This window comes from Shewanella oncorhynchi, assembly GCF_012584455.1.
GTDB lineage: Bacteria > Pseudomonadota > Gammaproteobacteria > Enterobacterales > Shewanellaceae > Shewanella > Shewanella oncorhynchi.
On record NZ_JABAEB010000012.1, the window covers coordinates 122,133 to 146,159 of the forward strand.

Genomic DNA, 24,027 nt, shown 5'->3' on the forward strand with positions numbered 1-24,027 from the left:
CTTGCGAAACTCCCCAGTTGCCGCAGCATTTTGTGTCATGCACAGACGATTTGAACCTAGACGACTCAAGCTTTAGTGATTAAGCCTTACTCTAGGCTAAAGGTTCACTCTATGTTAAAGGCAAATGCCCGACATTTTTGACCGAGTAAAGTACCACAATTGCATAGCAGGGGATTGTGAAACATCACTAACCTTGGTTTCAAAATAACCAAAGCCTAAATCATGTTAACGTTAAATGAGGAATGCTTAAATTTATGCGCTTAAAAATGAATAAAGCTTATTTAATTATGGAATTTTAACTGCCGAATTGATGAATTGTGATTTTTACTTTGATGGGCGCAGATATCCTCTCGTATTCTTGGGGCGGCTTGAGTCGTTAGTTACCCATCTTTTACTTGTATGAATCATGAGAGTGGTTAATAGCTAAAAAACCTCCATGACCATTCAACTCTGTGACTCACTCAGTTTTCCCTATGACAACTCCATTTCGAGGACATTATGAACATCACCTCATTTTTTGGCCCGCCCGAATCGTTACAGTGCTGGATAAGAAAGTGCGTCGAACAACCTGGATTAAGTTATTGGCTGGTTTATCAAGATCTTGATGAAGGTGAATCCCTGCAACTGATCACTCCATTATTCCCGATAGTGAATGATATGAGAGACCTATCGGATGACGAAATCGATGCCTTTGAGGATAGCTTAGGCCGGAGTGACTATGGTTATCTGCTAAACATGGATCAAATCGAGGATGTGATCGATAACCTGATGCAGCAAAAAGCCCAGCCAAGTGAACAGGAACTGCTTGAAGCTATTATCTTTTACTATGAGCGAGATGCGTTTATAGATATTTAAGTGTTTATTTTTATTTTGTTGTTTCTATATAAAATAAAATTACGTGTTGTTAGCGGTAAAATACCGACGGTTAACGTCGGCATTTGCGTTTAAGGCGAGGTAATAAGTTGTGCATCATTTAGTGGTTATTGAGGTATTGAGCGCCTGTTTATTATGAATTCAATTTCGCAAGCACTCTAAATACCTCTTGAACGCCCTAAGGCATTGCGGGGAAGGAGAGCGAGCTGCCAATCCCTAGAGGCAAGCCTAAGGCCCAATATGCCAGTAAGAAACCGCTCCAAAGTAAAAGAAAACTGATTGAAAACGGTAACATCAGTGCCACTAAGGTGCCGATGCCTGATTCCTTAACGTATTTTTGGCAAAACACCACAATTAACGGAAAGTAAGGCATCAGTGGGGTGATGATATTAGTGGATGAGTCGCCCACTCGGTAAGCGGCTTGAGTCAAATCCGGTGATACACCCAGCTCCATTAACATGGGCACCATAATGGCACCAATCAATGCCCATTTGGCTGAAGCGGAACCCACTAATAGATTGACGAACGCCGTGAGAAACACAATTCCCACCAAAGTCACACCCATAGGAAGGGCTAATTCCTTTAACGCCAACGCGCCTTTAATGGCCATTAACGCGCCTAAATTAGATTGACCAAAAGCATAAATAAACTGGGCGCAGAAGAAGGCCATCACGATGTAATAACCCATGCCGCTCATGGATTTGCTCATGCCTTGAATAATGGCTCTGTGGTTGTTTGCTGTGCCAGCGGCATAGCCATACACTATGCCGGGCACGAGGAAGAACACAAAAATAATCGCCACAATGGAGCGCATTAAGGGGGCTGAAGCACTGGTTAAGGCGCCGTCAGTAGCACGCCAAGCAGAATGTTCACCATAGGCGGTTAATACTAATCCTAATGCACACAACAACATGGCGGCCATGGCGAATTTGAGTCCGCGGCGCTCATGGGGTTGCAGTTCATCTAGGGTTGGGAGCGTGCTGGGATCGCCATTCACCGCAGTGTTTTTTAGGCGCGGCTCGATAACTTTATCCGTTAAGAACCAGCCAACTAAGATAATTAAAATGGCAGAAGCCGAAGTAAAAAAGATGTTATTCAGTGGGTTAATCGTTAATGTGGCGGCCGCGGGATCGGCCGATAATCTTGCCGCTGCCTGAGTTAAGCCCGCTAACATAGGATCAAGACTCGATGGCACGCCAACGGTTGCAGAAAAACCGCCGGATACGCCAGCGAAAGCGGCGGCAATACCGGCTAAGGGATGACGACCCGCGGCATAGAAGATCACCGCGCCGAGTGGGATAACGAGTACATAACCCGCATCAACCGCGACATGGCTTAGAATACCCACGGCTATCAATACCGGAGTGAGTAACATCTTGGGGGTAATAGATAAAATGGAGCGCAGCCCTGCATTAATAAAGCCAGTATGTTCAGCAACGCCTAGGCCCAGCATGGCCACAAGCACCACACCTAGCGGCGGGAAAGTGACAAAGGTCGTGACTATCGCCGAGGTAAAAGCGGTTAACGCACCACCATCAAGCATATTGACGACTTGAATCGGGTTGCCAGTACGAGGGTCGATTTCATCAAAACTGACACCTGATAATCCCCAAGAGATCAACCAGACTAAGCCCAGAAACATCGCAAATAATACCGCCGGATCAGGCAGTTTATTGCCGACGACTTCGACGCCATTGAGAAATCGCTGGAATCCAGTGACAGGTTTATGATTTTCCATTTGGGTGCCGCTTCCTAAAAAATGATGATTGTTATCGGTGATTATAAAAACGCAGCATTAATTTAAGCTTGGTTTAACTAATCGATAAGAAATAAAATACATAAAAATCTATCGTAGTGGCTTTAGTGTGGGTGGATTTAATCATCACTAAATCAATTTAGCCGCAAATAAAAAGCGCGGGTTCATGACTGAACCCGCGCTTTTTTACTCAACAATGTGTTTGATTATATTATCCGAATAGATCCGCTACGCGCTTATGCCTTTGGACCTGCGTTACGGATAGCGTCTGACACTTGATACTTAGCGAAGTTTTTAGTGAAAGCTTCGGCCAACTTCTGGGCGTATTCGGCATATAGCGCTTTATCGCCCCAAGTGTTGATTGGGTTGAGTAAATTGCTGTCTACGCCTGTGACTGCCACAGGAACGGCGAGGTTCAAGGTGTCTAAGTGGACAGTTTCCACATCTTTCAATTCACCGCTGACAATCGCATCGACGATGGCGCGGGTGGTTGGGATGTCAAAACGTTTACCTACACCGTGTGGACCGCCAGTCCAGCCTGTGTTGACTAAGTACACTTGGCTACCGAATGACTCAATGCGCTTCATCAACAGTTCTGCGTACACGCCAGCAGGGCGAGGGAAGAAAGGTGCGCCGAAGCACGTTGAGAAGGTGGATTGAATCGCCGAGGTTGAGCCGATTTCAGTCGAGCCCACTTTGGCGGTATAGCCAGATAAAAAGTGGTATGCCGCTTGTTCTTTGGTCAGGATAGAAACCGGTGGTAATACGCCAGATACGTCGCAGGTTAAGAATACAACCGCATGTGGCTCAGCGCCGCAGTTGTCTTCTTTACGTTGGGCGATGTGCTCCAGCGGATAGGCTGCGCGAGTATTTTCCGTTAGGCTGCTGTCTTTGTAGTTAGGTACGCGGTGTTCGTCCATAACGACGTTTTCAAGTACAGTGCCGAAACGAATCGCATCCCAAATCACGGGCTCATTCTTCTGGCTTAAGTCGATACATTTGGCGTAGCAACCGCCTTCGATGTTGAATACACCGCCGGGTGCCCAGCCGTGTTCATCGTCACCAATCAGGAAGCGTTTTGGATCAGCAGAGAGTGTGGTTTTACCTGTGCCAGATAAACCGAAAAATAGCGTAGTGTCGCCATCTTTACCCACGTTGGCTGAGCAGTGCATTGGGAGCACGCCTTGGGCTGGCAGTAGGAAGTTTTGCACTGAGAACATAGACTTTTTCATTTCGCCGGCGTATTTAAGGCCAGCGAGCAGCACTTTACGTTCGGCGAAGTTTAAAATCACGGTCGCATCTGAGTTAGTGCCATCACGTTCTGGTACGCAAACAAAGTCAGGGGCATTGATGATCTGCCACACTGGTTTGTCTTTACGATTAAATTCTTCAGGAATGATAAATAGATTGCGGGCGAACAGTTGGTGCCAAGCGTATTGTGTGGTGACTCGTACTGGTTGGTAATGTTCAGTGTCGGCACCGACTTCGAGATCAGATACAAACAGTTCTTTATCGGCTAGGTAAGCTTCAACCCGTGCCCATAAACCTTCAAAAGCACCTGGATCGAAAGCTTGATTGACTGTTCCCCATTCGATATCAGCTTCTGAACTGGGTTCTCTTACAATGAAACGATCGCCAGGTGAGCGACCGCTGCGAGCGCCTGTTTTAGCAACTAATGCGCCATTGGCTGTCAATTCACCTTCGCCGCGTAGCAGGGCAAATTCGACAAGTTGTGCTGTTGAGGGGTTAAAGTGAACGCGGTTTAATCCATCCGCCATAGTAAGGTCTCCATTTGATTTGTAAGGTTATTTTAATATCGATCGTCTGCCGATTTAATTTTATTTATCGCCTGAGTCGTGCTAGGTGACAAAGTGAGGGCGATTGTAGCCTAAGCCGAGTGCAATGTGTGAGGGGATTATAGGTATGAATAAAAAATGGGCGCCAAATAGGGCGCCCATTTTTTAGGGGGAGTCGTTTTACTGCTGGGTTGTTGATGTCTGACCGTTAGCAAATAAGGTTGCTACGTCTATGGCATCAAAGGTGTATTTAGCGTGGCAATATTCGCAACCCATTTCTATCTTGCCATCTTCGGCCAGTATGGCTTCGATTTCTGCTTGATCTAAGGTTTTGATCGCGCCAGCACTGCGTTCATGGGAACAAGTGCATTTAAAGCTCACATCGATAGGATCAAATAAGCGTACTTCTTCCTGATGATAGAGGCGATGTAACACGCTTTCTGCATCAAGAGTAAATAGCTCTTCGGCCTTGATGGTCGACGTCAGTTGGCTCAAGTGTTCGAAGTCGGCGTTGTGATCTTGCTGGCTTGGCAGAATTTGTAGGAACATGCCCGCCGCTTGTTTGCCGTCGGCAAATAACCAAATTCCCGTAGGTAACTGCTCAGATTGATTGAAGTATTCTTCAACACAGGCAGCAAGCGTTGGCTTGTCTAGTGCAACGACACCTTGGTAGCGTTCACCTTCCTCGGGTGTTAAGGTGATGACCATATAGCCTTGGCCGAAGAGTTCTGTGAGGCTCGCATCATCGGCGAGTTCAGCATTCCAGCGAGCCACACCGCGTAACTCTTGTAAATTGTTACCGTTGATCACCGCTAAAGATACAGGGCCGTTGCCTTGTAACTGTACGCTGATATCACCGCTAAATTTCAATGTAGCGGTTAATAGTGAGGTGGCTGCCATTAATTCACCCAGTAGCACTTGCAGTACGGCTGGGTATTCTTGGGCGCTGATCACTTGTTGATAGCTGTCTTGTAACTGCACCAGTTCACCGCGCACATCGGCATTATCGAACAAGTAGCGGTGTAAAGTATCTTGGTTCATCGTGTATCTCACTGTTAAAGGTCTTTAAAGCGCATGAGCTGGCGTCGTTGCTTTTTATCTGGTTTCTGATCGGGTATCGGGTTATTGAGCATGTGGAGGCGTCGTTGCTCAGCATTAATGGCCCGTTTAGCCAGACTTGTCGCGGTTTCTTCGTACAATTCTTGTGCAATCGCACCACTTTGGCGTAATTGCGATAATTTTTTTATGACGATCTCTTTATCGTCATATCCTTGGCGTATCTTAAGGACGGCGCCTATCTCGGCATTCCTACTAGATTTGGCACGCTGGCCGTTGTAATGTACTTTGCCGCCGTTAATCATTTCTTTGGCGATGGCGCGGGTTTTATAAAAACGTGCAGCCCAAAGCCACTTATCGAGTCGAATGTCTGTTTTATCGCTTTGACCTTGAGTCATAGTGTCTCCAGCTAAAAGATCGATGAGTTCACATGCCGAGCAAGAAAATGCGTGAAGAGCATTTCTATTATGTTAAAGGGTGGCGTGCTTCACACCCTTTTATGGCGGGCAAAGTTAGCATAATTGGCCTATTTTCGCCAATTTGAATGCTGTTATGGGCTTGTTGCCAAATGCTGCCTAGGTTAGCATGAGACGGTAATCGCCTAATTATTATAATCAGAACAGAGACCTGTATCGAGGGTCCACATAAAATATGGATTTATTAGATAAAGTTATCGCAAAAGCCATTGGCATGCCCCATAAGCCCTTAAGCCGGATAGTCTTCTGGTTGGGTTTTATTGTGATCATGTTGTTAGCCGCGCAAATTACATGGAAATTAGTGCCTACTAGCTCATCACCCAGCGCTTGGTCGCCAACGCCCGTTAACCTGACGGGTAAAGGTGCTGGGCAGGTTGATCTTGCGGGTTTACAGCAGCTTGGTCTCTTTGGTAAGGCAGATGCTAAATCTGAAAAGCCAAAAACTGAGGTTGTTGAGACTGTGACCGACGCGCCTAAGACCACGCTCTCTATTCAGCTCACTGGCGTTGTTGCATCGACAGCAGATCAGAAAGGCTTAGCGATCATTGAGTCAAACGGCAGCCAAGAGACCTACAGCTTAGGCGATAAAATTAAGGGCACTTCGGCATCACTGAAAGAAGTCTATGCCGACCGTATTATCATCACTAACGCTGGCCGTTACGAGACATTAATGCTCGATGGCTTAGTTTATACTAGCCAAAGCCCAGCCAATCAGCAGTTACAACAAGCTAAGACTAATAAGACTGGCTCGGCAGTGAGCCGTGTCGATCAACGTAAAAATGCCGAAATCTCCCAAGAACTCGCCGAATCCCGCACCGAATTGTTAGCCGACCCCAGTAAGATCACCGATTATATTGCCATTTCACCTGTCAGACAGGGTGACGCTGTGGCGGGATATCGCTTGAATCCAGGGAAAGACGCCAATTTGTTTAAGCAGGCGGGTTTTAAAGCTAACGATTTAGCCAAATCGATTAATGGATACGACTTGACCGTAATGAGTCAAGCGTTAGAAATGATGAGCCAATTACCCGAGTTAACCGAAGTTTCTATTATGGTTGAGCGGGAAGGACAATTGGTTGAAATCATGTTTAGTTTGCCGCAATAACACGCGTTAGAGGAAAGAAAAAGAATGAATAACAAAAGGATTCGACGCAAGCTGATTGCTGGGGTTGTTGCGGGTGCAGCCATGTTCTCCTCCCAATTCGCTTGGTCTGAACAGTATGCGGCCAACTTTAAAGGCACGGATATTCAAGAGTTTATCAATATCGTTGGTAAAAACCTGAATAAGACCATCATAGTTGACCCGACAATTCGCGGCAAAATCAACGTTCGCAGTTATGATCTGTTGAACGATGAACAGTATTACCAGTTTTTCCTCAACGTCTTACAAGTTTACGGTTATGCCATCGTTGAGATGGAAAATAACGTTATTAAAGTCATTAAAGACAAAGATGCCAAAACCGCTGCAATTCGAGTCGCTAACGATAACGACCCCGGCCTTGGTGATGAAATGGTGACGCGTATCGTGGCCTTGTATAATACTGAGGCTAAGCAATTAGCGCCGTTATTGCGCCAACTTAATGATAATGCGGGTGGCGGCAACGTAGTGAACTACGATCCCTCCAATGTCTTGATGTTGTCTGGCCGTGCTGCTGTAGTGAACAAGTTAGTCGAAATTATCCGTCGAGTGGATAAGCAAGGCGATACCTCGGTGCAAGTGGTGCCGTTAGAATTTGCTTCTGCGGGTGAAATGGTACGAATCATAGATACCCTTTATCGTGCTACCGCTAACCAATCTCAATTGCCAGGCCAAGCGCCAAAAGTGGTTGCTGACGAACGTATCAATGCCGTAGTCGTGAGCGGTGATGAGAAGAGCCGCCAACGTGTGGTCGAGCTTATCCATCGTCTCGATGCCGAACAAGCCAGCACAGGTAACACAAAAGTCCGTTATCTACGTTATGCCAAAGCAGAAGATTTAGTTGAAGTGCTGACCGGTTTTGCCCAAAAGTTGGAAGGCGAGAAAGATCCGAGCGCTCAGGCTGCGGGTGGTGGTAAACGCCGTAATGAAATTAATATCATGGCGCATACTGAAACCAACGCCTTAGTGATCAGTGCTGAACCCGATCAGATGCGTACTATCGAGAGCGTGATTAATCAACTCGACATCCGCCGTGCTCAAGTGTTAGTTGAAGCGATTATCGTGGAAGTGGCTGAGGGCGATAACGTTGGCTTCGGGGTGCAATGGGCGGCTAAAGCGGGCGGCGGCACTCAGTTTAATAACTTAGGCCCAACCATAGGTGAGATTGGCGCGGGTGTATGGCAGGCACAAGGGGAAAAAGGCTCTTCAGTGACGACGATTGATCCGAATACAGGGCAGCCCGTAGTGACCACCAACCCAGATAAGCGCGGAGATGTGACGCTACTCGCCCAAGCCTTAGGTAAAGTGAACGGTATGGCTTGGGGCGTGGCCATGGGCGACTTTGGTGCCTTAATTCAAGCAGTGTCGAGTGACACTAACTCAAACGTACTGGCAACGCCTTCTATTACGACCTTAGATAACCAAGAAGCCTCGTTTATTGTGGGTGACGAAGTGCCTATTCTGACAGGTTCTACCGCCAGTTCGAGCAACAGCAACCCATTCCAAACCGTTGAGCGTAAAGAGGTTGGGGTTAAACTGAAAGTGGTGCCGCAGATCAACGAAGGCAGCTCAGTTAAGCTGACGATTGAACAGGAAGTTTCTGGGGTTAACGGTAATACAGGCGTGGATATTTCCTTCGCGACTCGTCGCTTAACCACTACCGTTATGGCGGATTCTGGTCAAATTGTGGTACTCGGTGGTTTGATCAACGAAGAAGTACAAGAAAGTATACAAAAAGTACCGTTCTTGGGTGATATCCCTATTCTAGGACATTTGTTTAAATCTTCTTCGAGCAAAAAAACGAAGAAAAACCTCATGATCTTCATCAAGCCAACAATCATACGTGATGGCATCACGATGGAAGGGATTGCTGGACGTAAATATAATTATTTCAGAGCATTACAGCTTGAACAGCAAGAGCGTGGCGTTAACTTAATGCCTGATACTAAAGTGCCTGTACTAGATGAATGGAATCAGTCTGAGTATTTACCACCTGAAGTTAACGAGATTTTAGAGCGTTATAAAGAAGGTAAAGGCTTAGATACTCAGATGCGTAAAACGGATCCAACGCTCAAAACGCTCGATGAAAACAAAAACAAAGATAAAACCAATGAGTGAAATTCAACTATCCCAAGTCGATGACCTCAGCCAAGTCTCTAATGAGCTAGGCCTTGAAGCTGAAGGTGATGAGGTATTTCGTTCGAGCAGTAAAGAGCGTTTACCTTTTGCCTTCGCACACCGCCACGATGTGGTGCTCGCGCTGGGTGAAACGGGCGAGTTAAGCTTGTTCTATACGAGTAAAACACCCTTAACGGCTATGCTCGAAGCGCGGCGTTATTCGGGTATTGATTTGCCTTTGGTTAAGCTCGAAGTGGCAAAGTTTGAGGCCAAACTCACTCAAGCATATCAGGCGAACTCGTCTGAAGCGCAGCAGTTGATGGAAGACATAGGCAACGAGATGGATTTATTCACCCTTGCCGAAGAGCTGCCGCAGACCGAAGACTTACTTGAAGGTGATGATGATGCGCCTATCATCAAATTGATTAATGCCTTGTTATCTGAAGCGATTAAAGAAGAAGCGTCGGATATCCATATCGAAACCTACGAGAAACAGCTTGTGGTGCGGTTCCGTATCGATGGTGTGCTCAAGGAAGTCCTCAAGCCAAACCGTAAACTGTCGTCGCTGTTAGTGTCGCGGATTAAGGTTATGGCTCGCCTCGATATCGCCGAAAAACGTGTGCCGCAGGATGGCCGTATTTCGCTGCGTATCGCAGGTCGTGCGGTAGATGTGCGGGTATCGACCATGCCATCGAGCCACGGTGAACGTGTTGTACTGCGTCTGCTGGATAAAAATACTGGCAACCTCGATTTAGAACAATTGGGGATGACAGATAGTATTCGCGTTAAGTTTGAAGATCTTATTCGTCGCCCTCACGGGATCATTTTGGTGACTGGCCCAACGGGCTCGGGTAAAAGTACCACTTTGTATGCGGGTTTGACGGAGATCAACTCCAAAGACACCAACATACTCACAGTAGAAGACCCTATCGAATATGAGTTAGACGGTATTGGTCAGACCCAAGTAAACACTAAGGCCGACATGACCTTCGCCCGTGGTCTGCGCGCAATTTTGCGTCAAGATCCCGATGTGGTGATGATAGGTGAGATCCGTGACCTCGAAACCGCGCAAATTGCGGTGCAAGCGTCACTTACTGGTCACATGGTAATTTCAACCCTGCATACCAACACAGCGTCTGGCGCTATTACACGTTTACAAGACATGGGCGTAGAGCCTTTCCTCGTGTCTTCAAGTTTACTCGGCGTGTTGGCTCAACGTTTGATCCGAACCCTTTGTCCTAAATGTAAAATCGAGCATGTGCCCGATGCGCGTGAGCGTGAGTTACTGGGCATAGCTGCCGATGACGACAGACGTATTTTCCGTGCCAATGGCTGTAAATCCTGTGGTAACAATGGCTACCGTGGTCGAACCGGTATTCATGAGCTTTTACTGGTTGACGATAATGTGCGTGAATTGATCCATGGCGGCCGCGGTGAGTTAGCCATCGAAAAGTATATTCGTCAGTTTGTACCGAGCATTCGTCACGATGGCATGAGCAAAGTGCTCGCGGGCATCACCACTCTCGAAGAAGTGCTACGTGTGACTCGCGAGGAGTAATTTATGCCAGCATTTGAATATAAGGCACTGGATGCCAAGGGAAAGCAGCTTAAGGGTGTGATTGAGGCGGATACCGCCAGACACGCCCGCAGCCAACTGCGCGATCAGCGCATGATGCCCTTGGAAATACTGCCTGTTACTGAAAAAGAAGCCAAAGCTAAGAGCAGCAGTTTTTCGTTTTTCAAACGTGGCATTTCAGTTGCTGAATTAGCTTTGATCACCCGCCAAATTGCGACCTTAGTGGCCGCGGGTTTACCGATTGAAGAATCCCTTAAAGCCGTTGGTCAGCAGTGCGAGAAAGATCGTCTCGCGAGCATGATCATGGCGGTACGTTCTCGGGTGGTGGAAGGTTATAGTCTGGCCGATTCCTTGGCTGAATTTCCGCATATTTTCGATGATTTATACCGTGCCATGGTGGCCTCGGGTGAAAAGTCCGGTCACTTAGAAGTGGTGCTTAATCGGTTAGCAGATTACACAGAGCGACGCCAACAGCTTAAATCTAAGCTGACCCAAGCCATGATTTATCCCGCGGTTTTGACCACAGTGGCGATAGGGGTGATTTCAATCCTGCTAGCTGCGGTTGTACCTAAAGTGGTCGGACAGTTTGAGCACATGGGCGCCGAGTTACCCGCTTCGACCCGCTTCTTGATTTCTGCCTCTGACTTTGTTCAAAACTATGGTGTGTTTGTGGTCATCGCCTTAGTGCTGCTGTTCGCACTCTTTCGGCGCATGTTAAAGTCACCTGCGTTTCGGATGAAGTACGATAATTTTTTATTGAGCATGCCAGTTGTTGGCCGTGTGAGTAAGGGATTAAATACGGCGCGTTTTGCGCGGACGTTAAGTATCTTATCCGCCAGTTCAGTGCCTTTGCTCGATGGTATGCGTATCGCCAGTGAAGTGTTGCAGAATATGCGAGTGCGGGCCGCAGTTGACGATGCGACCGCACGCGTGCGGGAAGGAACTAGCTTAGGTGCAGCGTTGACTAATACTAAGTTGTTTCCGGCTATGATGTTATACATGATTGCGTCGGGCGAGAAGAGTGGTCAACTTGAGCAGATGTTAGAGCGGGCCGCCGATAACCAAGACAGGGAATTCGAAGGTAACGTCAACATAGCATTGGGTGTATTCGAGCCTATGCTGGTGGTCAGTATGGCGTGTGTTGTGCTCTTTATCGTGATGGCAATTTTGCAGCCAATTTTAGCCTTGAATAACTTGATTAGCGGTTAATTTTTGAATTTATGGATTATGACCAAGTCGATTGGCATAGGATTTTTTTAGGAGAAGTAGTCGATGCAAATGAACAAGAAACATCAAGGTTTTACCTTACTCGAAGTGATGGTTGTTATCGTGATTTTAGGGATTTTAGCCTCTATGGTTGTGCCTAACTTGATGGGTAACAAAGACAAGGCTGACCAACAAAAAGCCGTGTCTGACATTGTTGCACTCGAAAATGCCTTAGATATGTATAAGTTAGATAACGGTGTTTATCCATCGACCGAACAAGGCTTAGAAGCATTAGTGCAAAAGCCTACGATTTCGCCTGAGCCACGTAACTACCGTGAAGATGGTTATGTAAAACGTTTGCCAGAAGATCCATGGCGCAATAACTACCTGTTGTTAAGCCCTGGCGAAAACGGCAAGTTAGATATTTTCAGTGCAGGCCCCGATGGTCAACCAGGTACCGAAGATGACATCGGTAACTGGAATTTACAGAATTTCCAATAAGATGCTAAAGCTGCGTCACGCTGGTTTCACCTTAATGGAGGTGATGCTAGTGATTTTGTTGATGGGGCTCACGGCTGCGGCCGTGACTATGTCTATCGGCAATTCTGGGCCGCAACAGGCCTTAGATAGAACGGCGCGGCAGTTTATTGCGGCCACTGAAATGGTGCTTGATGAAACTGTTTTAAGTGGCCAGTTTATTGGTATTGTGATTGAGAAAACTAGTTATCAGTTTGTTTTTTATAAAGAAGGTAAGTGGGAGCCTTTGGATAAAGACAGACTCTTATCTGAAAAGCAAATGGAGCAAGGGGTTGAGCTGAACTTAGTGCTCGATGGTTTACCTTTGGTACAAGAGGATGAGAAAGACGATTCTTGGTTTGAAGAACCGCTGATTGAACCCTCTGCCGATGATAAGAAGAAACACCCTGAGCCACAGGTCATGCTATTCCCGAGCGGTGAAATGAGCGCTTTTGAGCTGACGTTTATCGCTAAAACTAACAAAGGCCAGCAGGCCGAAACGTTAGTGGTCGGTGATGCGCTGGGCAGATTAACCATAGGGCGCCCCGATGAAACGCGTTAAGGGCATGACCCTACTCGAAGTGATTGTGGCCCTTGCCGTATTTTCGATTGCGGCCGTGTCTATCACTAAAAGTTTGGGCGAGCAGATGGCAAACATGCCGATTCTGGAATCGCGCACTTTGGCACAGTGGGTGGCTGATAATCAGATGGTCGATGCCAGACTTGATCCACAGTTTCCTGAAATCGGTAAAAAAGAAGGTCAAGTTGAGCTCGCAGGAAAGGATTGGTATTGGCGTAAAGAAGTGGTGAAAACGACGGACGATAATTTTCGTATGATCCGCATTAGTGTGAGTGAAGACGAACGATATCAGCGTATTGCCGCACAAGTGAGCAGTTATGTCCTTAAAACTAACTAGTGCGCAGCGGGGATTCACCCTGTTGGAAATGCTGATCGCCATCGCGATTTTCGCCATGATAGGTTTGGCTTCTAATGCGGTACTCAGCACAGTGCTGACTAACGATGAAGTGACGCGCGCTTTTTCAACTCGGCTTAAAGCTCTACAACAAGGCTTTGGTGCGATTGAGCGTGATCTCGCGCAAATGGTGGCGCGCACGCCAAGATTACTCGAAGGTGGTCGAGGTTCGACCGTCTTCCAAACGGGCAATGATATCTTAGATTCGGAATCAGAAGCCTTAGTGTTTTACCGCTTAGGCTGGTTAAATCCCGACGGTTTATTACCGCGAGGCAGCTTGCAGTCTGTGGCGTATGTGGTGCATGAAGGGCGGCTGGAACGTTGGTATTTTCCTTATCCTGAGCCTGAATTTGGCGCCGAGCCGATTAAGACAGTGATTATCGACAAAGTGCTGTCGGTGGAATATTCCTTCTTCATGGAAGACAAGTGGGAGCGCAAAGTCGAGGCGACTAAGTTGCCTAAAGCGATCGCCATGGAGATTGAGATTGAAGGTTTAGGCAAGATCCAACGTAAGTTCTTGTTGCCGCTGGGTGCTGTTGCACCAGAAAAGTCTAAGGATGACGATAATAAAGACGAAAATCCGGACGATACGAACAAAGATAAAGACAAAGATGGAGTCGATGATGGCTCGGGGAACGATCCAGGTGACGGTTCTGGTGATCCAGGTGATGGTGACCCTGAAGATGAGGGCCGCGAATGAGAACCCAATCTCGGTCTAAACAGCGCGGTGTCGCACTGATAGTTGTGCTCTTGATAGTTGCCATGGTGGTGATCATCGCGACAAACATCACAGGCCGTAATCAGTTATCCATGCGTCGAACGTTGAACTTGGCCCAGTACGATCAAGCCTATTGGTACGCGATTTCTGCCGAAGAACTGGCGAAGAAAATTTTAAAACAAGATTTAGACGACTCGGAAGGTCGGGTCCACAGGCAACAATATTGGGCCATGGCCGATGTAGTGTTTCCGGCGGAATACGGTGAAATTGCTGGCAAGATCACTGATATGCGTGCCTGTTTTAACTTAAATGCCTTGTCTGTGACCACGAAAGAGGTGGAAAACAGTCAACCTAAGCTGCCGCTGGCGGCTAAGCAATATAAGGCCTTGTTGGTGAGTTTAGGGATGGACGACTTTAGTGCGGACCGTCTGACCCAGACCTTAAAAGATTATATCGACGAAGACACCACTGCTAGCCCTTATGGTGCCGAAGATGCGGAATACGAAGCGCGAAATGTGCCTTACCGTGCGGCCAATACGCTGATGAATCATCGCAGTGAATTACGGGCAGTGATGGGATACACCCAAGATATCTATTTGAAACTCTTGCCCTATGTATGCGTTATCCCAGGCAATGACAGGCAATTACTGAATGTGAATACCTTGGAAGTCGAGCAAGCGGCACTGTTAGCTGGCATGCTCGAAAATCAGATTTCGGTAGGCGAAGCAGAAAGTATCATCAACCAACGCCCAGGCGATGGCTTTGCCAAGATAGATGACTTTTATGAAAGCTCATCCATGGGATCGATCAAGTGGGAAGGTGCCATGAAGTCGAGCTTTGTCATCGATAGCCAATATTTTTTATTGGCCTCGGGGGCGAAGGTTGATAACGCCGTATTTAGAATGGAAAGTGTGCTCAAAAAGAGCGGCGGCAATAAAATGGAAGTGCTCACCCGTCAGTTTGGTGGCCAAAAATAATGGCAGTGCTCACCCGTCAGTGTTTGAAGTTGGTGGCTAAAAATAATGGCAGTGCTCACCCGGCAGGGTTTGATGTTGGTGGACAAAAATAATGGCAGTGCTCACCCGGCAGGGTTTGATGTTGGTGGGCAAAAATAATGGCAGTGCTCACCCGTCAGGGTTTGATGTTGGTGGCCGAAAATAATGGAAGTGCTCACCCGGCAGAATCTGGTGGACAAAAATAATAGCAACGAGCTCAGTCACGCTTTCTTGACTGGGACTGGTGGAGAAAAACTGTGAGTGAACGGCTATTTATTCGCTTAGGCAGAACAGCAGAGCAAGCGTGCTCTTGGCTCGTTTGGTCGGAGCAAGAACAGGAAATTATCGCCTCTGGCGAGCTCGCCAATGCTCAAGGTTTGTCGACCTTAACTGAGCGTGCGGGCAATCGTCCCGTCGATGTGTTAGTGCCCGCCGCGGCAATGACGCTCACTAGTGTGCATTTGCCCGAAAAAGGTCAACGCCAAGCCTTGAAAGCCTTGCCTTTTATGCTCGAAGAAGCCTTAGCCGATGATGTCGATGCTATGCATTTTACTGTTGGTCCACGTGACGGTGATGCCTTAAGTGTGGTCGCAGTGGCCCATGAGCAAATGCAGACTTGGCTGAGTTGTTTGACCGAAGCGGGTTTAAAAGTGAAGCGCATTGTGCCTGATTGTTTAGCCTTGCCATTGCAAGAGTGCCAATGGGCGGCAATGAATTTTGGCAATGAGCTATTGCTGCGTACCGGATTAGCTTCGGGCCAGAGCTTACCTCTGCCTTGGTTGCCAATTGCGTTAGAACAACTTAAGCCTGCACAGGGCGAAGTCTCTGTCGCCAGTTATACCGAGATGCAACTCGAGGGTGTCGAGCTTAAGCCGCAGTCACTCGAGCTACCTATGTTAGTGTTAGCCCGCGGTATTTTGCATGCGCCAGTGAATTTACTGAGCGGCGTTTACACGCCGAAGCGTGAATATAGCAAACAGTTGATGATGTGGAAAAGTGCGGCCATCGTTATTGCCATCGCTTGTGTGCTGGCCTTAGTGAATAAAGGGCTGACTATACATCAAGTCAATGGTCAGGTTGCCGATCTTAAAGCCCAGAGTGAATCCATTTATCAGCAAGTGATCCCGGGAAATTCGCGCATTGTTAATCTACGTTCGCAGATGGAAAGTCAGTTACGTGCATTGCAGGGACAGGGCAGTGGTGCCGAGTTTTTTGCCATGCTCGATGGTTTACAGGATGCCTTTAAGCAAGTGCCTGAACTTAAACCTAATAGCCTAAGATTCGAAAGCGCGCGTAACGAGATCCGTATGCAAGTGAGTGCGAAAAATTACGCGCAGATCGAGAAGTTTAAAGAGATTGTCGGTCGTCGTTTTCAACTCGATGGCGGCACTATGAATAGCGGTGAAGAGCAAGTCACCAGTACCTTAACTTTGAGGAGCAAATAAGATGGATAATTTGCGGACTTGGTGGCAAGGGCTCGCATCGCGCGAGCAGCAATTAGTGGGCTTTTGCTCGGTATTCTTAGTTATAGGTATTTTTTATTGGGGTGTTTGGACGCCGATTGCCAATGCTGAAGCCGATGCATTACGTAACCTCAATGCACAGCAACAGACGTTGAACTATGTAAAACAAACGGCGAATAAAATAGCGAGTCTTAAGCAGAACGGTGCTAAGCCAACTACGTCGGGCAGTTTAAGCTCAGTGGTTAACCAAACTGCGGGCAATTATGGGTTAGTGATTACTCGCATGCAGCCCCAAGGCGATAAGATCCAAGTGTGGATGGACGATGTTCCTTTTGATGCCTTGTTAGGTTATTTGAGTGAGTTAGTACAGAAGAAAGGACTTTCACTCGAAAGTGTTGATTTGGCTGAGGCCGATGTACCTGGCTATGTCAAAGTGAGACGTATCCAATTAGCGCAATAAATTAAGGTGTAGCTGTGAGTTTGATAAAAAAAGTCATCATAGGCGTACTGATTTATTTAATATTTTTAGTCGTTCTATTCCCCGCTAAGATTGCGATAGCGTTAGCCCCATTGCCCGCGAATATCAGTGTTTCGGGTGTGAGTGGCAGTATTTGGTCTGGCAGCATAGAAACCTTAAGTATGCCGCAGCGTCAGGTAGAGCAAGTGCGTTGGGATCTGAGTCCTTGGGCGCTATTTTTAGGTAAAGTGAAAGTTGATTTTCAAGTGGGCAGCCGCGCAACACCTGTCAGTGCTAAGGGATTAATTTCTTGGTCTATGGGAGGCTTAAGTGCGCAGGGGCTACGTTTCGAAGCGCCGGATAGTTTTTTACTCGGCAATGCAAAACTGCCCTTTAGAACCGAAATTACCGGTGAAGTCAGTTTGTTGGTTGAGACGCTAGAGCAAGGTAAGCCTTGGTGTGAACAGTTGTCTGGTAAGCTGTTTTTGAATCAAACCAATGTTAAGAATCAGTTTGGTAACTATCCTCTAGGTAATATTGAACTCGGACTGAGTTGTGTCGAAGGCAAAGTGCAATTGGCCACAGATGAAACCAAGAACCAGCTTGGTATTGTTGGTACCTTACAGTTAGATGAAGGCAATATGGTGAAGGTTGAGGCTAAGATTAAAGAAACGGCAGAGCAACCGGAAGATATGCGTGAGTCGCTGAATATTTTAGGTAAGCGTGGTGCGGATGGTTATTTCCCTGTGGTATATCAGGGGCGGATCCCTGGGTTATAGCGCTGTTTTAGATGAGCATTTAAACTTAATGTGAGTGCTCAGATGTGAAGGCCGTAATGCGAGAGTTGCGATTAAATGTCCGATCATAAAACAATGCGATGAATAGAAACGAAGGCACCTTAGGTGCCTTTTTTATAGCCTTTTTATCGCGTTAGATCAGTCAGTAGTGAGTGATAGTCGGTAATCGCGGGGAAATCTTGAAAGACTTTGATTGGTTTTTTACTGTCTGGGTTAGCAATCCCCAATTGATGACCCACACCGGCAAGTTTTGCGGCCTTGAGTATGGGTTCGCTATCGTCGATAAAGAGACAGCGACTTGGTTCAAGGTTGAATTGCTTAAACAAGGTCAGCCAAAATTGTGGGTGTTCCTTAGGGTAACCTGTCTCGTGGCTAGAAATCATGTCATCGAGCCCTGCGGCCAGCTCGGTATGTTCAAGCTTTAGGGCAAGACTCTTGGGATGCGCATTGGTCACTAAGATGCGCCGTTTACCTGCAGAGGCCAAGGCCGCTAAAAATGGCATGCTGTCTTGGCGCAGTTGAATACGATCCACTAAAGTGCGGTGCAAGCCCATAATGTCGAGCTGCAGTTGCTCCTGCCAATAATCAAGACAGTACCAATCGAGCGTGCCTACGACTTTCTCATAGGCGTTCACAACTAATTGCTGCGCTTCGTTGTGGCTCAAACCTTGTTGTCGACTCAATTCCTGCGGTACTAAATTCAGCCAAAAATGATTGTCGAAGTGCAAATCCAATAGGGTGCCATCCATATCGAGCAGAACCGTATCGATAGTCTTCCAGTTAAACATGGGTATTTCCTATTTTTGCAAAACTGAATCACGCTTAGCATTGATTGTTGCACTGCGTAATACTCAGTGATGACGATGATTCGAGTCACTTGTATGCTCAAATCTTTGTGCTAGTCTTGGATGATTAATTATTTTTAGTCTGAAAATTAAGCGGTTGGATATGGATATCTGTTCTTTTGCCCTATTAGCTCAAGTTTCAAACTCCCTTAGTTTACAGCAAGAGTTGAATGCTTTGCTGCAACAAGACTGGTTACCCCATGTAAATCAGCGTGATTATATGGGGGGTTGGGATGTTCTCGTCTTACGCTGTGCTGCAGAGTATCGCGGTGCTCATCCTATCTTGCAAGCCTTCTCAATTTCTACCGGTCAGCACTGGCAAGATTTGCCTCAACTCGAATCGAGCCCTGCATTATGCGATTTTCTGCAATCCCTAGCCTGCCCAGTGAAATCCGTGCGTTTGATGCGCTTACATGCGGGGGCAGAAATCAGACCCCATAGAGATCAAGGACTCTGCCTAGAACAAGGCGAGGCAAGACTGCATTTGCCACTGCAAACAAATGAGCAACTCAACTTTTACGTGGACGATAAACGTGTACCCATGCAGGCCGGAGAGCTTTGGTATATCAATGCCGACCAAGTCCATTGGGTTGAAAATAAAGGGCAGGATGCGCGGATCAATTTAGTGATTGATTGCGAGGTCAATACTTGGTTAAGGGAGTTAATCGATGCTGCAAAGATCAGAGCTTGAATTAGGGCATAGTTTGGATATAGCTGTATTAACTCAGTTTGCTAATGCGCTACTGCTGTCAACCTCAGCAGGGGAGTCTAAACGGCTCATTGATCCCATGCTGAAGCAGTTGTGCCAAATAGCGGCAGTGGAGTTACACCCCGAGTCTTTTTTGGATACTGAGGCGAGCCATACGCCTTTTGGTAAGGCTGTGTCACTCACTACCGCGGCGCAGTGTGCCGAAGATCCCGAGCGGGGTCGAGTCTTTATACAAGGGATTTATCAAGCAATACAAGATCGTCTAAAGGCTCATCCCGGGCAGATTGTGAACATCTTATATGCGGGGACTGGACCTTTTGCTTGGTTATTATTACCTCTGCTGCCGTTATTTTCTGCGAGTCAAATTCAAGTAACCTTGCTCGACATTCATCAAGCCTCGTTAGATAAAGTCACTAAGCTTATTGAACACTTTGATTTGGCTGATCGTGTGGTGGAGAGTGCCTGTGCGGACGTCACGCTTTGGCAGCCAAATACAGTCGTAAAGTTTGATGTGATTCTTTCCGAAACCATGAAGCACTTTTTGCAACAGGAGCCGCAAGTGCAAATTTTTACCCATTTACAGGCGTATCTTGCAGATGATGGTGTGCTCATCCCGCAAAATATTGAGTTAGACGCTTGGCTTGAGTGTCGTACTGTGCAGGATTTTGTGGAGACGCATTATTTAGGGCCGTTATTCGCGCTCAACCTACAAACAGCACGCTTGCTTGCCAGTGGAGACCGCAGTTTCTTGGCTGGTACATTACTATTGCCCGATTTCAGCCCGAGTGCGGTAACGCTTAAGTTCACGACTTCCATTCAAGTTTATGGTAATTCCACGCTGAGCGAATACCAATCTCAACTCACGTTACCTCGATATCGACGTGAACATTGGCTTAAGCCACTCTCATGCCTTGCTTTTCGATATGAGCAGGGTACTCATCCCGATTTTGTGTTTGATGTTATAGAGCAAAAACTTGTGCTGGTGTCGAGTGACGATCTGAGCTGCTTAGGCATTTATCATTTGCAGCGGCTTTGGCAAAAGATACAGCTACGCAAACGGGGAGTGCCATTCACTGAACTGGCTAATGAATGGCACTTAGATAAAACCTTGCTGGATCTTTGTGGAATAGGGCTAGAGCCGGGTCTAAGAGCTTTATATCAAAATGATCATCAGTCAGCTTTTGTTGCTTACATTCAGCAAATCGCCAAGCTGACAGCCGCGGATATTGCTGGGATTAATCAGCAATTAGGCACTATTTTCCATGGATTAACGCCATCGGTCACAGTACCAGAAGTCGAAGACTTCAATTCTGCAGAGGTTGAAGACTCAAATCCGGCGGCAGTCCTCAGCGAGTCACAACTCAATTTTTGGCAAAGTGAAGGCTACTTAGTGATCCCGCAAGTACTCACGGCAGAGCAATGCGCCGCAACTCGAGATTTTATTTGGCAGCAGTTAGGAGCCAATGAACAAGATCCCACCACTTGGTATCAACCTCATGAGTTTATGCAGAAAATCATGCTGCAACTGTTTCGCCATCCGCAACTGGACGCGAATCGCCAGGCTCCACTAATCCGCCAAGTATTTGAACAATTGTGGCAGCAAACGGATTTAGTCATGACAACCGATAGAGTCAGCTTTAATCCACCTGAAACGCCAACTTGGCATTTCCCCGGTCCGGATATGCACTGGGATATGCCACTACAGCTACCCGTTAAGTTTGCGACTCAAGGGTTAATTTATTTAACCGATACCAGTGCGGAACAAGGCGCATTCTGTTGTGTCCCCGGATTTCATCTCAAGATAGAGGAGTGGCTTCTCGAACAGAACAAGCCTGATATTGAGCTTCAGCAACAGGATTGGCATCGCTGGCAAGTAAAACCTATAGCGGCTAAAGCGGGCGATTTAATCATTTGGCACCATGCCTTGCCCCACGGCGCCAGTCCTAATCGTGGGACGTTACCGCGTATGGTGCAATACATTAACTTTTACCCTATGGCTTCCTAATGGTTGATTTTAAAGAACAACAGCAACGCTATTGGTTGTTAGTTCATAATCCAGCCGCCCTGAGGGAGCTTGGCAAGGTTATGACTCTCACCAACTTTTGCCAATATTTGCGGCTTTTTTGGCACTTACCAGACTGTGGCGATGATACGTTACTGGCCATCTTGCATACTGGTAATCGACAAAGGATAGAGCCGGATTATTCACTCTTCTGCCAGTTTTGGGCGCCAGCAGACTATGACCCTAAACGCAGAGTATTAGAGTGGATGTCCGCCGCAGAAAAACCGATTCATCCTTTCTACTCGGAGCATATTTCTGCCGTGCGGGGTCAGTTATTGTCCGCCTTGATCAAACCCCAAACTGCTCTGTTACCTGCGCCAAATCTTTCTGGGCTAGTAGAACAAGTGCAGCCTGCCGGATTTATATTTCACCTCTCTCGCTGTGGATCTACCTTAGTGTCGCGCAGTTTTGCGGGGTTATCTAAATGCAGGGCGTTATCTGAATCGCCTTTACTGACTCAAGTGCTATTGGACAGGAGCCTATCAGATACTGAAAGACGTGCAGCTTTAATATTTTGCATTAATACCCAAGGTCAGTTGTTTCATCCTGAACAGCATTTGTTGATTAAATGGAATGCGTGGGATTTGCAGTTTTGGCCATTGATCCTATCACTTTATCCTCAAGTTCCCGTGTTATTGCTACTTAGGGACCCCGTCGAGATCTTAGCCTCACAGCAAAAGTCTGCTGGATATCATATGGTGCGACAACCGTCTCGACCTTTATTCCTTGAATTATCAGTACCAGAGGAGGGGGAGTCGATACTGGATTATCAATGTAAGGTATTGCGCTTGTTATTGGGTTATGGGTTAGAGATGAGTCAGTGTAACCAAGTGATGGTCGTGGATTATCAGGAGTTGTTACCCGCGATAGCGAATAAAATCGCAAACTGGTTTTCGTTGGCTCTCTCTAAAGAAGAGTGCAGCCAAGTCGAACAATGTCAGTTAATACACTCTAAAACAGCCACGCAGCCCTTTGTAGCAGATTCACAATCTAAACAAAGTTTTTTTTCGGCTAAGCAAAAAGAACAGATCCACCGTTATTGTAACTGGTCTAATCTTCACCTTTTTGAAACTAAAGGTTAACATAAATCTTGTATTTTTGTGTGATGTGAACTAGCTTTAGCCAACTATCTATATTAAAAAATATCAGCAAGTTAACGTTTTTATTCTAGGGATGGAAAATGCAATCATGTACTTCAAAGTCGTTAGCCTTTTTTATTCTGCGAACGTATTTCCCTGAGTCTCTCTTTAAACCTGTCATTCGATTTGTTGAGTTTTGCCCGTTAACCCTGAGCTGCCACGACGAATTAAAGAACTATAAAGCGCTGTTAGAGTTACTTATTACAGGGAATGTATTTGATGGTAGAAGACATAGTATTACCTAAAGCCTATTCATTGCGTTATGCGTATAAAAATGACGATGCTTTTGTATTTTCACTATTTTGTTCTGCAAGGACGGAACTGTCTCTATTACCGCTTCCCCCACAGCAACGAGAGCTGTTAGTGCAACAACAATACCGCTTACAGCAAGCGAGTTACGCTGCCCAATACCCTCAAGCGGTGACTCTAATCATTGAATATCAATCAATTTCTATTGGCAAAATCATACTTAATCCCTCTGTTAACGGTGTCCATATCGTCAATCCCTCTGTTAACGGTGTCCATATCGTCGATTTTGTCATCGCACCGCAATTTCGTGGCTATGGTTATGGTTCAGTCATTTTGGACTCGGTAAAAGCCTATGCCCAAGCAAAAGAGGCGAGTGTGAGTCTGAGTGTTGATCGACAAAATATGCGTGCGAAACAGTTATATCTTCGCTTGGGTTTCTTACCTTTTGAAATATCACCTACCCAAGAGTGGCTATCGTGGCCATCACCATAGGTAGTGTTGTTTGAGGGAAGAGGAAAGCGTGTGTAATCAAAAAGATGATGTATAGATAGGTTTATTTTTATTAAGGAGTCATGGATGTCTGATTTTTTTCTCGGAGAAATTAAGCTTCTCCCATACAACTGGGCACCTAAGTATTGGACTTTGTGTGCAGGGCAATTATTGCCCATCAACACCAACCAAGCGCTTTTTTCACTCTTGGGTACGACCTACGGTGGCGACGGTATCAATACTTTTGCGTTGCCGGATTTACGTGGTCGCGTACCAGTTCACCCTAATGTTAGTGCAGGTTTGCCTCAGGGCAGTAAGGCGGGTGTTGAAAATGTAACCCTAGTACCTAACAACCTGCCAGTACACAATCACCTTGTGATGGCCAGTTCTACTGCCGGCGATACCACGTTGTTTGCAGGCAATAATATTGCTGCCGCCAAAAATGCAGCAGGTGAGGTCAATTTGTATGGGTCCGCTGCAAGTTTACAAGCGTTGGACCCTGCAACGGTATCCAGTACCGGCGGCAATCAAGCCCATGAAAATTGTCAGCCTTCACTGGTAATGAATTATTGCATTGCCACTCAAGGCATTTACCCTTCACGTAACTAGAGGAGAATCA

23 protein-coding genes are annotated in these 24,027 nt (G+C 46.7%); 18 read left to right on the top strand and 5 right to left on the bottom strand.

The annotated features are described in order from the left end of the window. The first annotated feature begins 498 nt into the window (after window positions 1–498). Entirely contained in the window at window positions 499–855 is a 357-nt protein-coding gene (locus HGO26_RS18075; RefSeq protein WP_168826953.1) for a DUF7716 domain-containing protein, read from the top strand. A 196-nt stretch (window positions 856–1,051) separates the two neighbouring features. Here the strand turns inward: HGO26_RS18075 and HGO26_RS18080 are convergent, their stop codons facing one another. The 4 genes from HGO26_RS18080 to hslR all read right to left on the bottom strand — a co-directional run bounded on the left by HGO26_RS18080 (window position 1,052) and on the right by hslR (window position 5,879). Further along, window positions 1,052–2,611, bottom strand: a complete 1,560-nt coding sequence (locus tag HGO26_RS18080; protein ID WP_168826955.1) for an AbgT family transporter — start codon at window positions 2,609–2,611, stop codon at window positions 1,052–1,054. A gap of 254 nt (window positions 2,612–2,865) precedes the next feature. After that, a complete protein-coding gene (locus tag HGO26_RS18085; protein WP_168826957.1) occupies window positions 2,866–4,407 on the bottom strand; it encodes a phosphoenolpyruvate carboxykinase in 1,542 nt (513 codons plus the stop codon). 198 nt (window positions 4,408–4,605) lie between these two features. Continuing rightward, complete coding sequence (gene hslO / locus HGO26_RS18090) at window positions 4,606–5,466, bottom strand: Hsp33 family molecular chaperone HslO (protein WP_168826959.1); 861 nt, start codon at window positions 5,464–5,466, stop codon at window positions 4,606–4,608. A gap of 14 nt (window positions 5,467–5,480) precedes the next feature. Beyond that, window positions 5,481–5,879 carry a ribosome-associated heat shock protein Hsp15 gene (hslR, locus tag HGO26_RS18095; protein WP_011848177.1) on the bottom strand — a complete coding sequence of 133 codons (399 nt, stop codon included), beginning with the start codon at window positions 5,877–5,879 and terminating at the stop codon, window positions 5,481–5,483. Between the two features lie 253 nt (window positions 5,880–6,132). Between hslR and gspC the strand changes: the two genes are divergently transcribed. From gspC to HGO26_RS18155, 12 genes are all read left to right on the top strand, one after another. After that, window positions 6,133–7,062 (top strand): type II secretion system protein GspC, encoded by a 930-nt coding sequence (gene gspC, locus HGO26_RS18100; RefSeq protein ID WP_131525237.1) that lies wholly within the window; start codon window positions 6,133–6,135, stop codon window positions 7,060–7,062. 24 nt (window positions 7,063–7,086) lie between these two features. Further along, window positions 7,087–9,213, top strand: a complete 2,127-nt coding sequence (gene gspD / locus HGO26_RS18105) for a type II secretion system secretin GspD (protein WP_168826961.1) — start codon at window positions 7,087–7,089, stop codon at window positions 9,211–9,213. Then, on the top strand, window positions 9,206–10,771 hold the full coding sequence (gspE, locus tag HGO26_RS18110; RefSeq protein ID WP_168826963.1) for a type II secretion system ATPase GspE: 1,566 nt from the start codon (window positions 9,206–9,208) through the stop codon (window positions 10,769–10,771). The genes gspD and gspE overlap by 8 nt, the downstream gene beginning before the upstream one ends. A 3-nt stretch (window positions 10,772–10,774) precedes the next feature. Further along, window positions 10,775–11,998 carry a type II secretion system inner membrane protein GspF gene (gspF, locus tag HGO26_RS18115; RefSeq protein ID WP_105250995.1) on the top strand — a complete coding sequence of 408 codons (1,224 nt, stop codon included), beginning with the start codon at window positions 10,775–10,777 and terminating at the stop codon, window positions 11,996–11,998. A 63-nt stretch (window positions 11,999–12,061) separates the two neighbouring features. Continuing rightward, window positions 12,062–12,496, top strand: a complete 435-nt coding sequence (gene gspG / locus HGO26_RS18120) for a type II secretion system major pseudopilin GspG (RefSeq protein ID WP_105250996.1) — start codon at window positions 12,062–12,064, stop codon at window positions 12,494–12,496. Window position 12,497: 1 nt separating this feature from the next. Further along, a complete protein-coding gene (gene gspH / locus HGO26_RS18125; RefSeq protein ID WP_168827004.1) occupies window positions 12,498–13,073 on the top strand; it encodes a type II secretion system minor pseudopilin GspH in 576 nt (191 codons plus the stop codon). After that, a complete protein-coding gene (gene gspI / locus HGO26_RS18130) occupies window positions 13,060–13,428 on the top strand; it encodes a type II secretion system minor pseudopilin GspI (RefSeq protein ID WP_105250998.1) in 369 nt (122 codons plus the stop codon). Before gspH ends, gspI begins: the two co-directional genes overlap by 14 nt. Then, complete coding sequence (gene gspJ / locus HGO26_RS18135; protein WP_131525235.1) at window positions 13,409–14,185, top strand: type II secretion system minor pseudopilin GspJ; 777 nt, start codon at window positions 13,409–13,411, stop codon at window positions 14,183–14,185. The genes gspI and gspJ overlap by 20 nt, the downstream gene beginning before the upstream one ends. Continuing rightward, on the top strand, window positions 14,182–15,180 hold the full coding sequence (gspK, locus tag HGO26_RS18140) for a type II secretion system minor pseudopilin GspK (protein ID WP_105251000.1): 999 nt from the start codon (window positions 14,182–14,184) through the stop codon (window positions 15,178–15,180). Before gspJ ends, gspK begins: the two co-directional genes overlap by 4 nt. Before the next feature lie 275 nt (window positions 15,181–15,455). Next, entirely contained in the window at window positions 15,456–16,643 is a 1,188-nt protein-coding gene (gene gspL, locus HGO26_RS18145) for a type II secretion system protein GspL (RefSeq protein WP_168826965.1), read from the top strand. A gap of 1 nt (window position 16,644) precedes the next feature. Next, window positions 16,645–17,121 (top strand): type II secretion system protein M, encoded by a 477-nt coding sequence (locus HGO26_RS18150; protein ID WP_105251002.1) that lies wholly within the window; start codon window positions 16,645–16,647, stop codon window positions 17,119–17,121. A gap of 14 nt (window positions 17,122–17,135) precedes the next feature. Next, entirely contained in the window at window positions 17,136–17,897 is a 762-nt protein-coding gene (locus HGO26_RS18155) for a type II secretion system protein N (RefSeq protein WP_168826967.1), read from the top strand. Between the two features lie 143 nt (window positions 17,898–18,040). Here HGO26_RS18155 and yrfG read toward each other — a convergent pair whose 3' ends face one another. Further along, window positions 18,041–18,703, bottom strand: coding sequence for a GMP/IMP nucleotidase (gene yrfG / locus HGO26_RS18160; RefSeq protein WP_168826969.1), 663 nt, complete (start codon window positions 18,701–18,703; stop codon window positions 18,041–18,043). Window positions 18,704–18,863: 160 nt separating this feature from the next. Here yrfG and HGO26_RS18165 point away from each other — a divergent pair, with 160 nt between their 5' ends. The 5 genes from HGO26_RS18165 (at window position 18,864) to HGO26_RS18185 (ending at window position 24,017) form a co-directional block, all read left to right on the top strand. Then, window positions 18,864–19,451, top strand: a complete 588-nt coding sequence (locus tag HGO26_RS18165) for an aspartyl/asparaginyl beta-hydroxylase domain-containing protein (protein ID WP_168826971.1) — start codon at window positions 18,864–18,866, stop codon at window positions 19,449–19,451. After that, on the top strand, window positions 19,429–21,474 hold the full coding sequence (locus tag HGO26_RS18170) for a phytanoyl-CoA dioxygenase family protein (protein WP_168826973.1): 2,046 nt from the start codon (window positions 19,429–19,431) through the stop codon (window positions 21,472–21,474). Before HGO26_RS18165 ends, HGO26_RS18170 begins: the two co-directional genes overlap by 23 nt. Continuing rightward, window positions 21,474–22,613 carry a sulfotransferase family protein gene (locus HGO26_RS18175; protein ID WP_168826975.1) on the top strand — a complete coding sequence of 380 codons (1,140 nt, stop codon included), beginning with the start codon at window positions 21,474–21,476 and terminating at the stop codon, window positions 22,611–22,613. Before HGO26_RS18170 ends, HGO26_RS18175 begins: the two co-directional genes overlap by 1 nt. Window positions 22,614–22,889: 276 nt before the next feature. Next, window positions 22,890–23,411: a GNAT family N-acetyltransferase gene (locus HGO26_RS18180; protein ID WP_168826976.1), complete on the top strand. Its 522-nt coding sequence runs from the start codon at window positions 22,890–22,892 to the stop codon at window positions 23,409–23,411. Window positions 23,412–23,495: 84 nt separating this feature from the next. Further along, entirely contained in the window at window positions 23,496–24,017 is a 522-nt protein-coding gene (locus HGO26_RS18185; protein ID WP_168826977.1) for a phage tail protein, read from the top strand. Window positions 24,018–24,027: the final 10 nt, after the last annotated feature.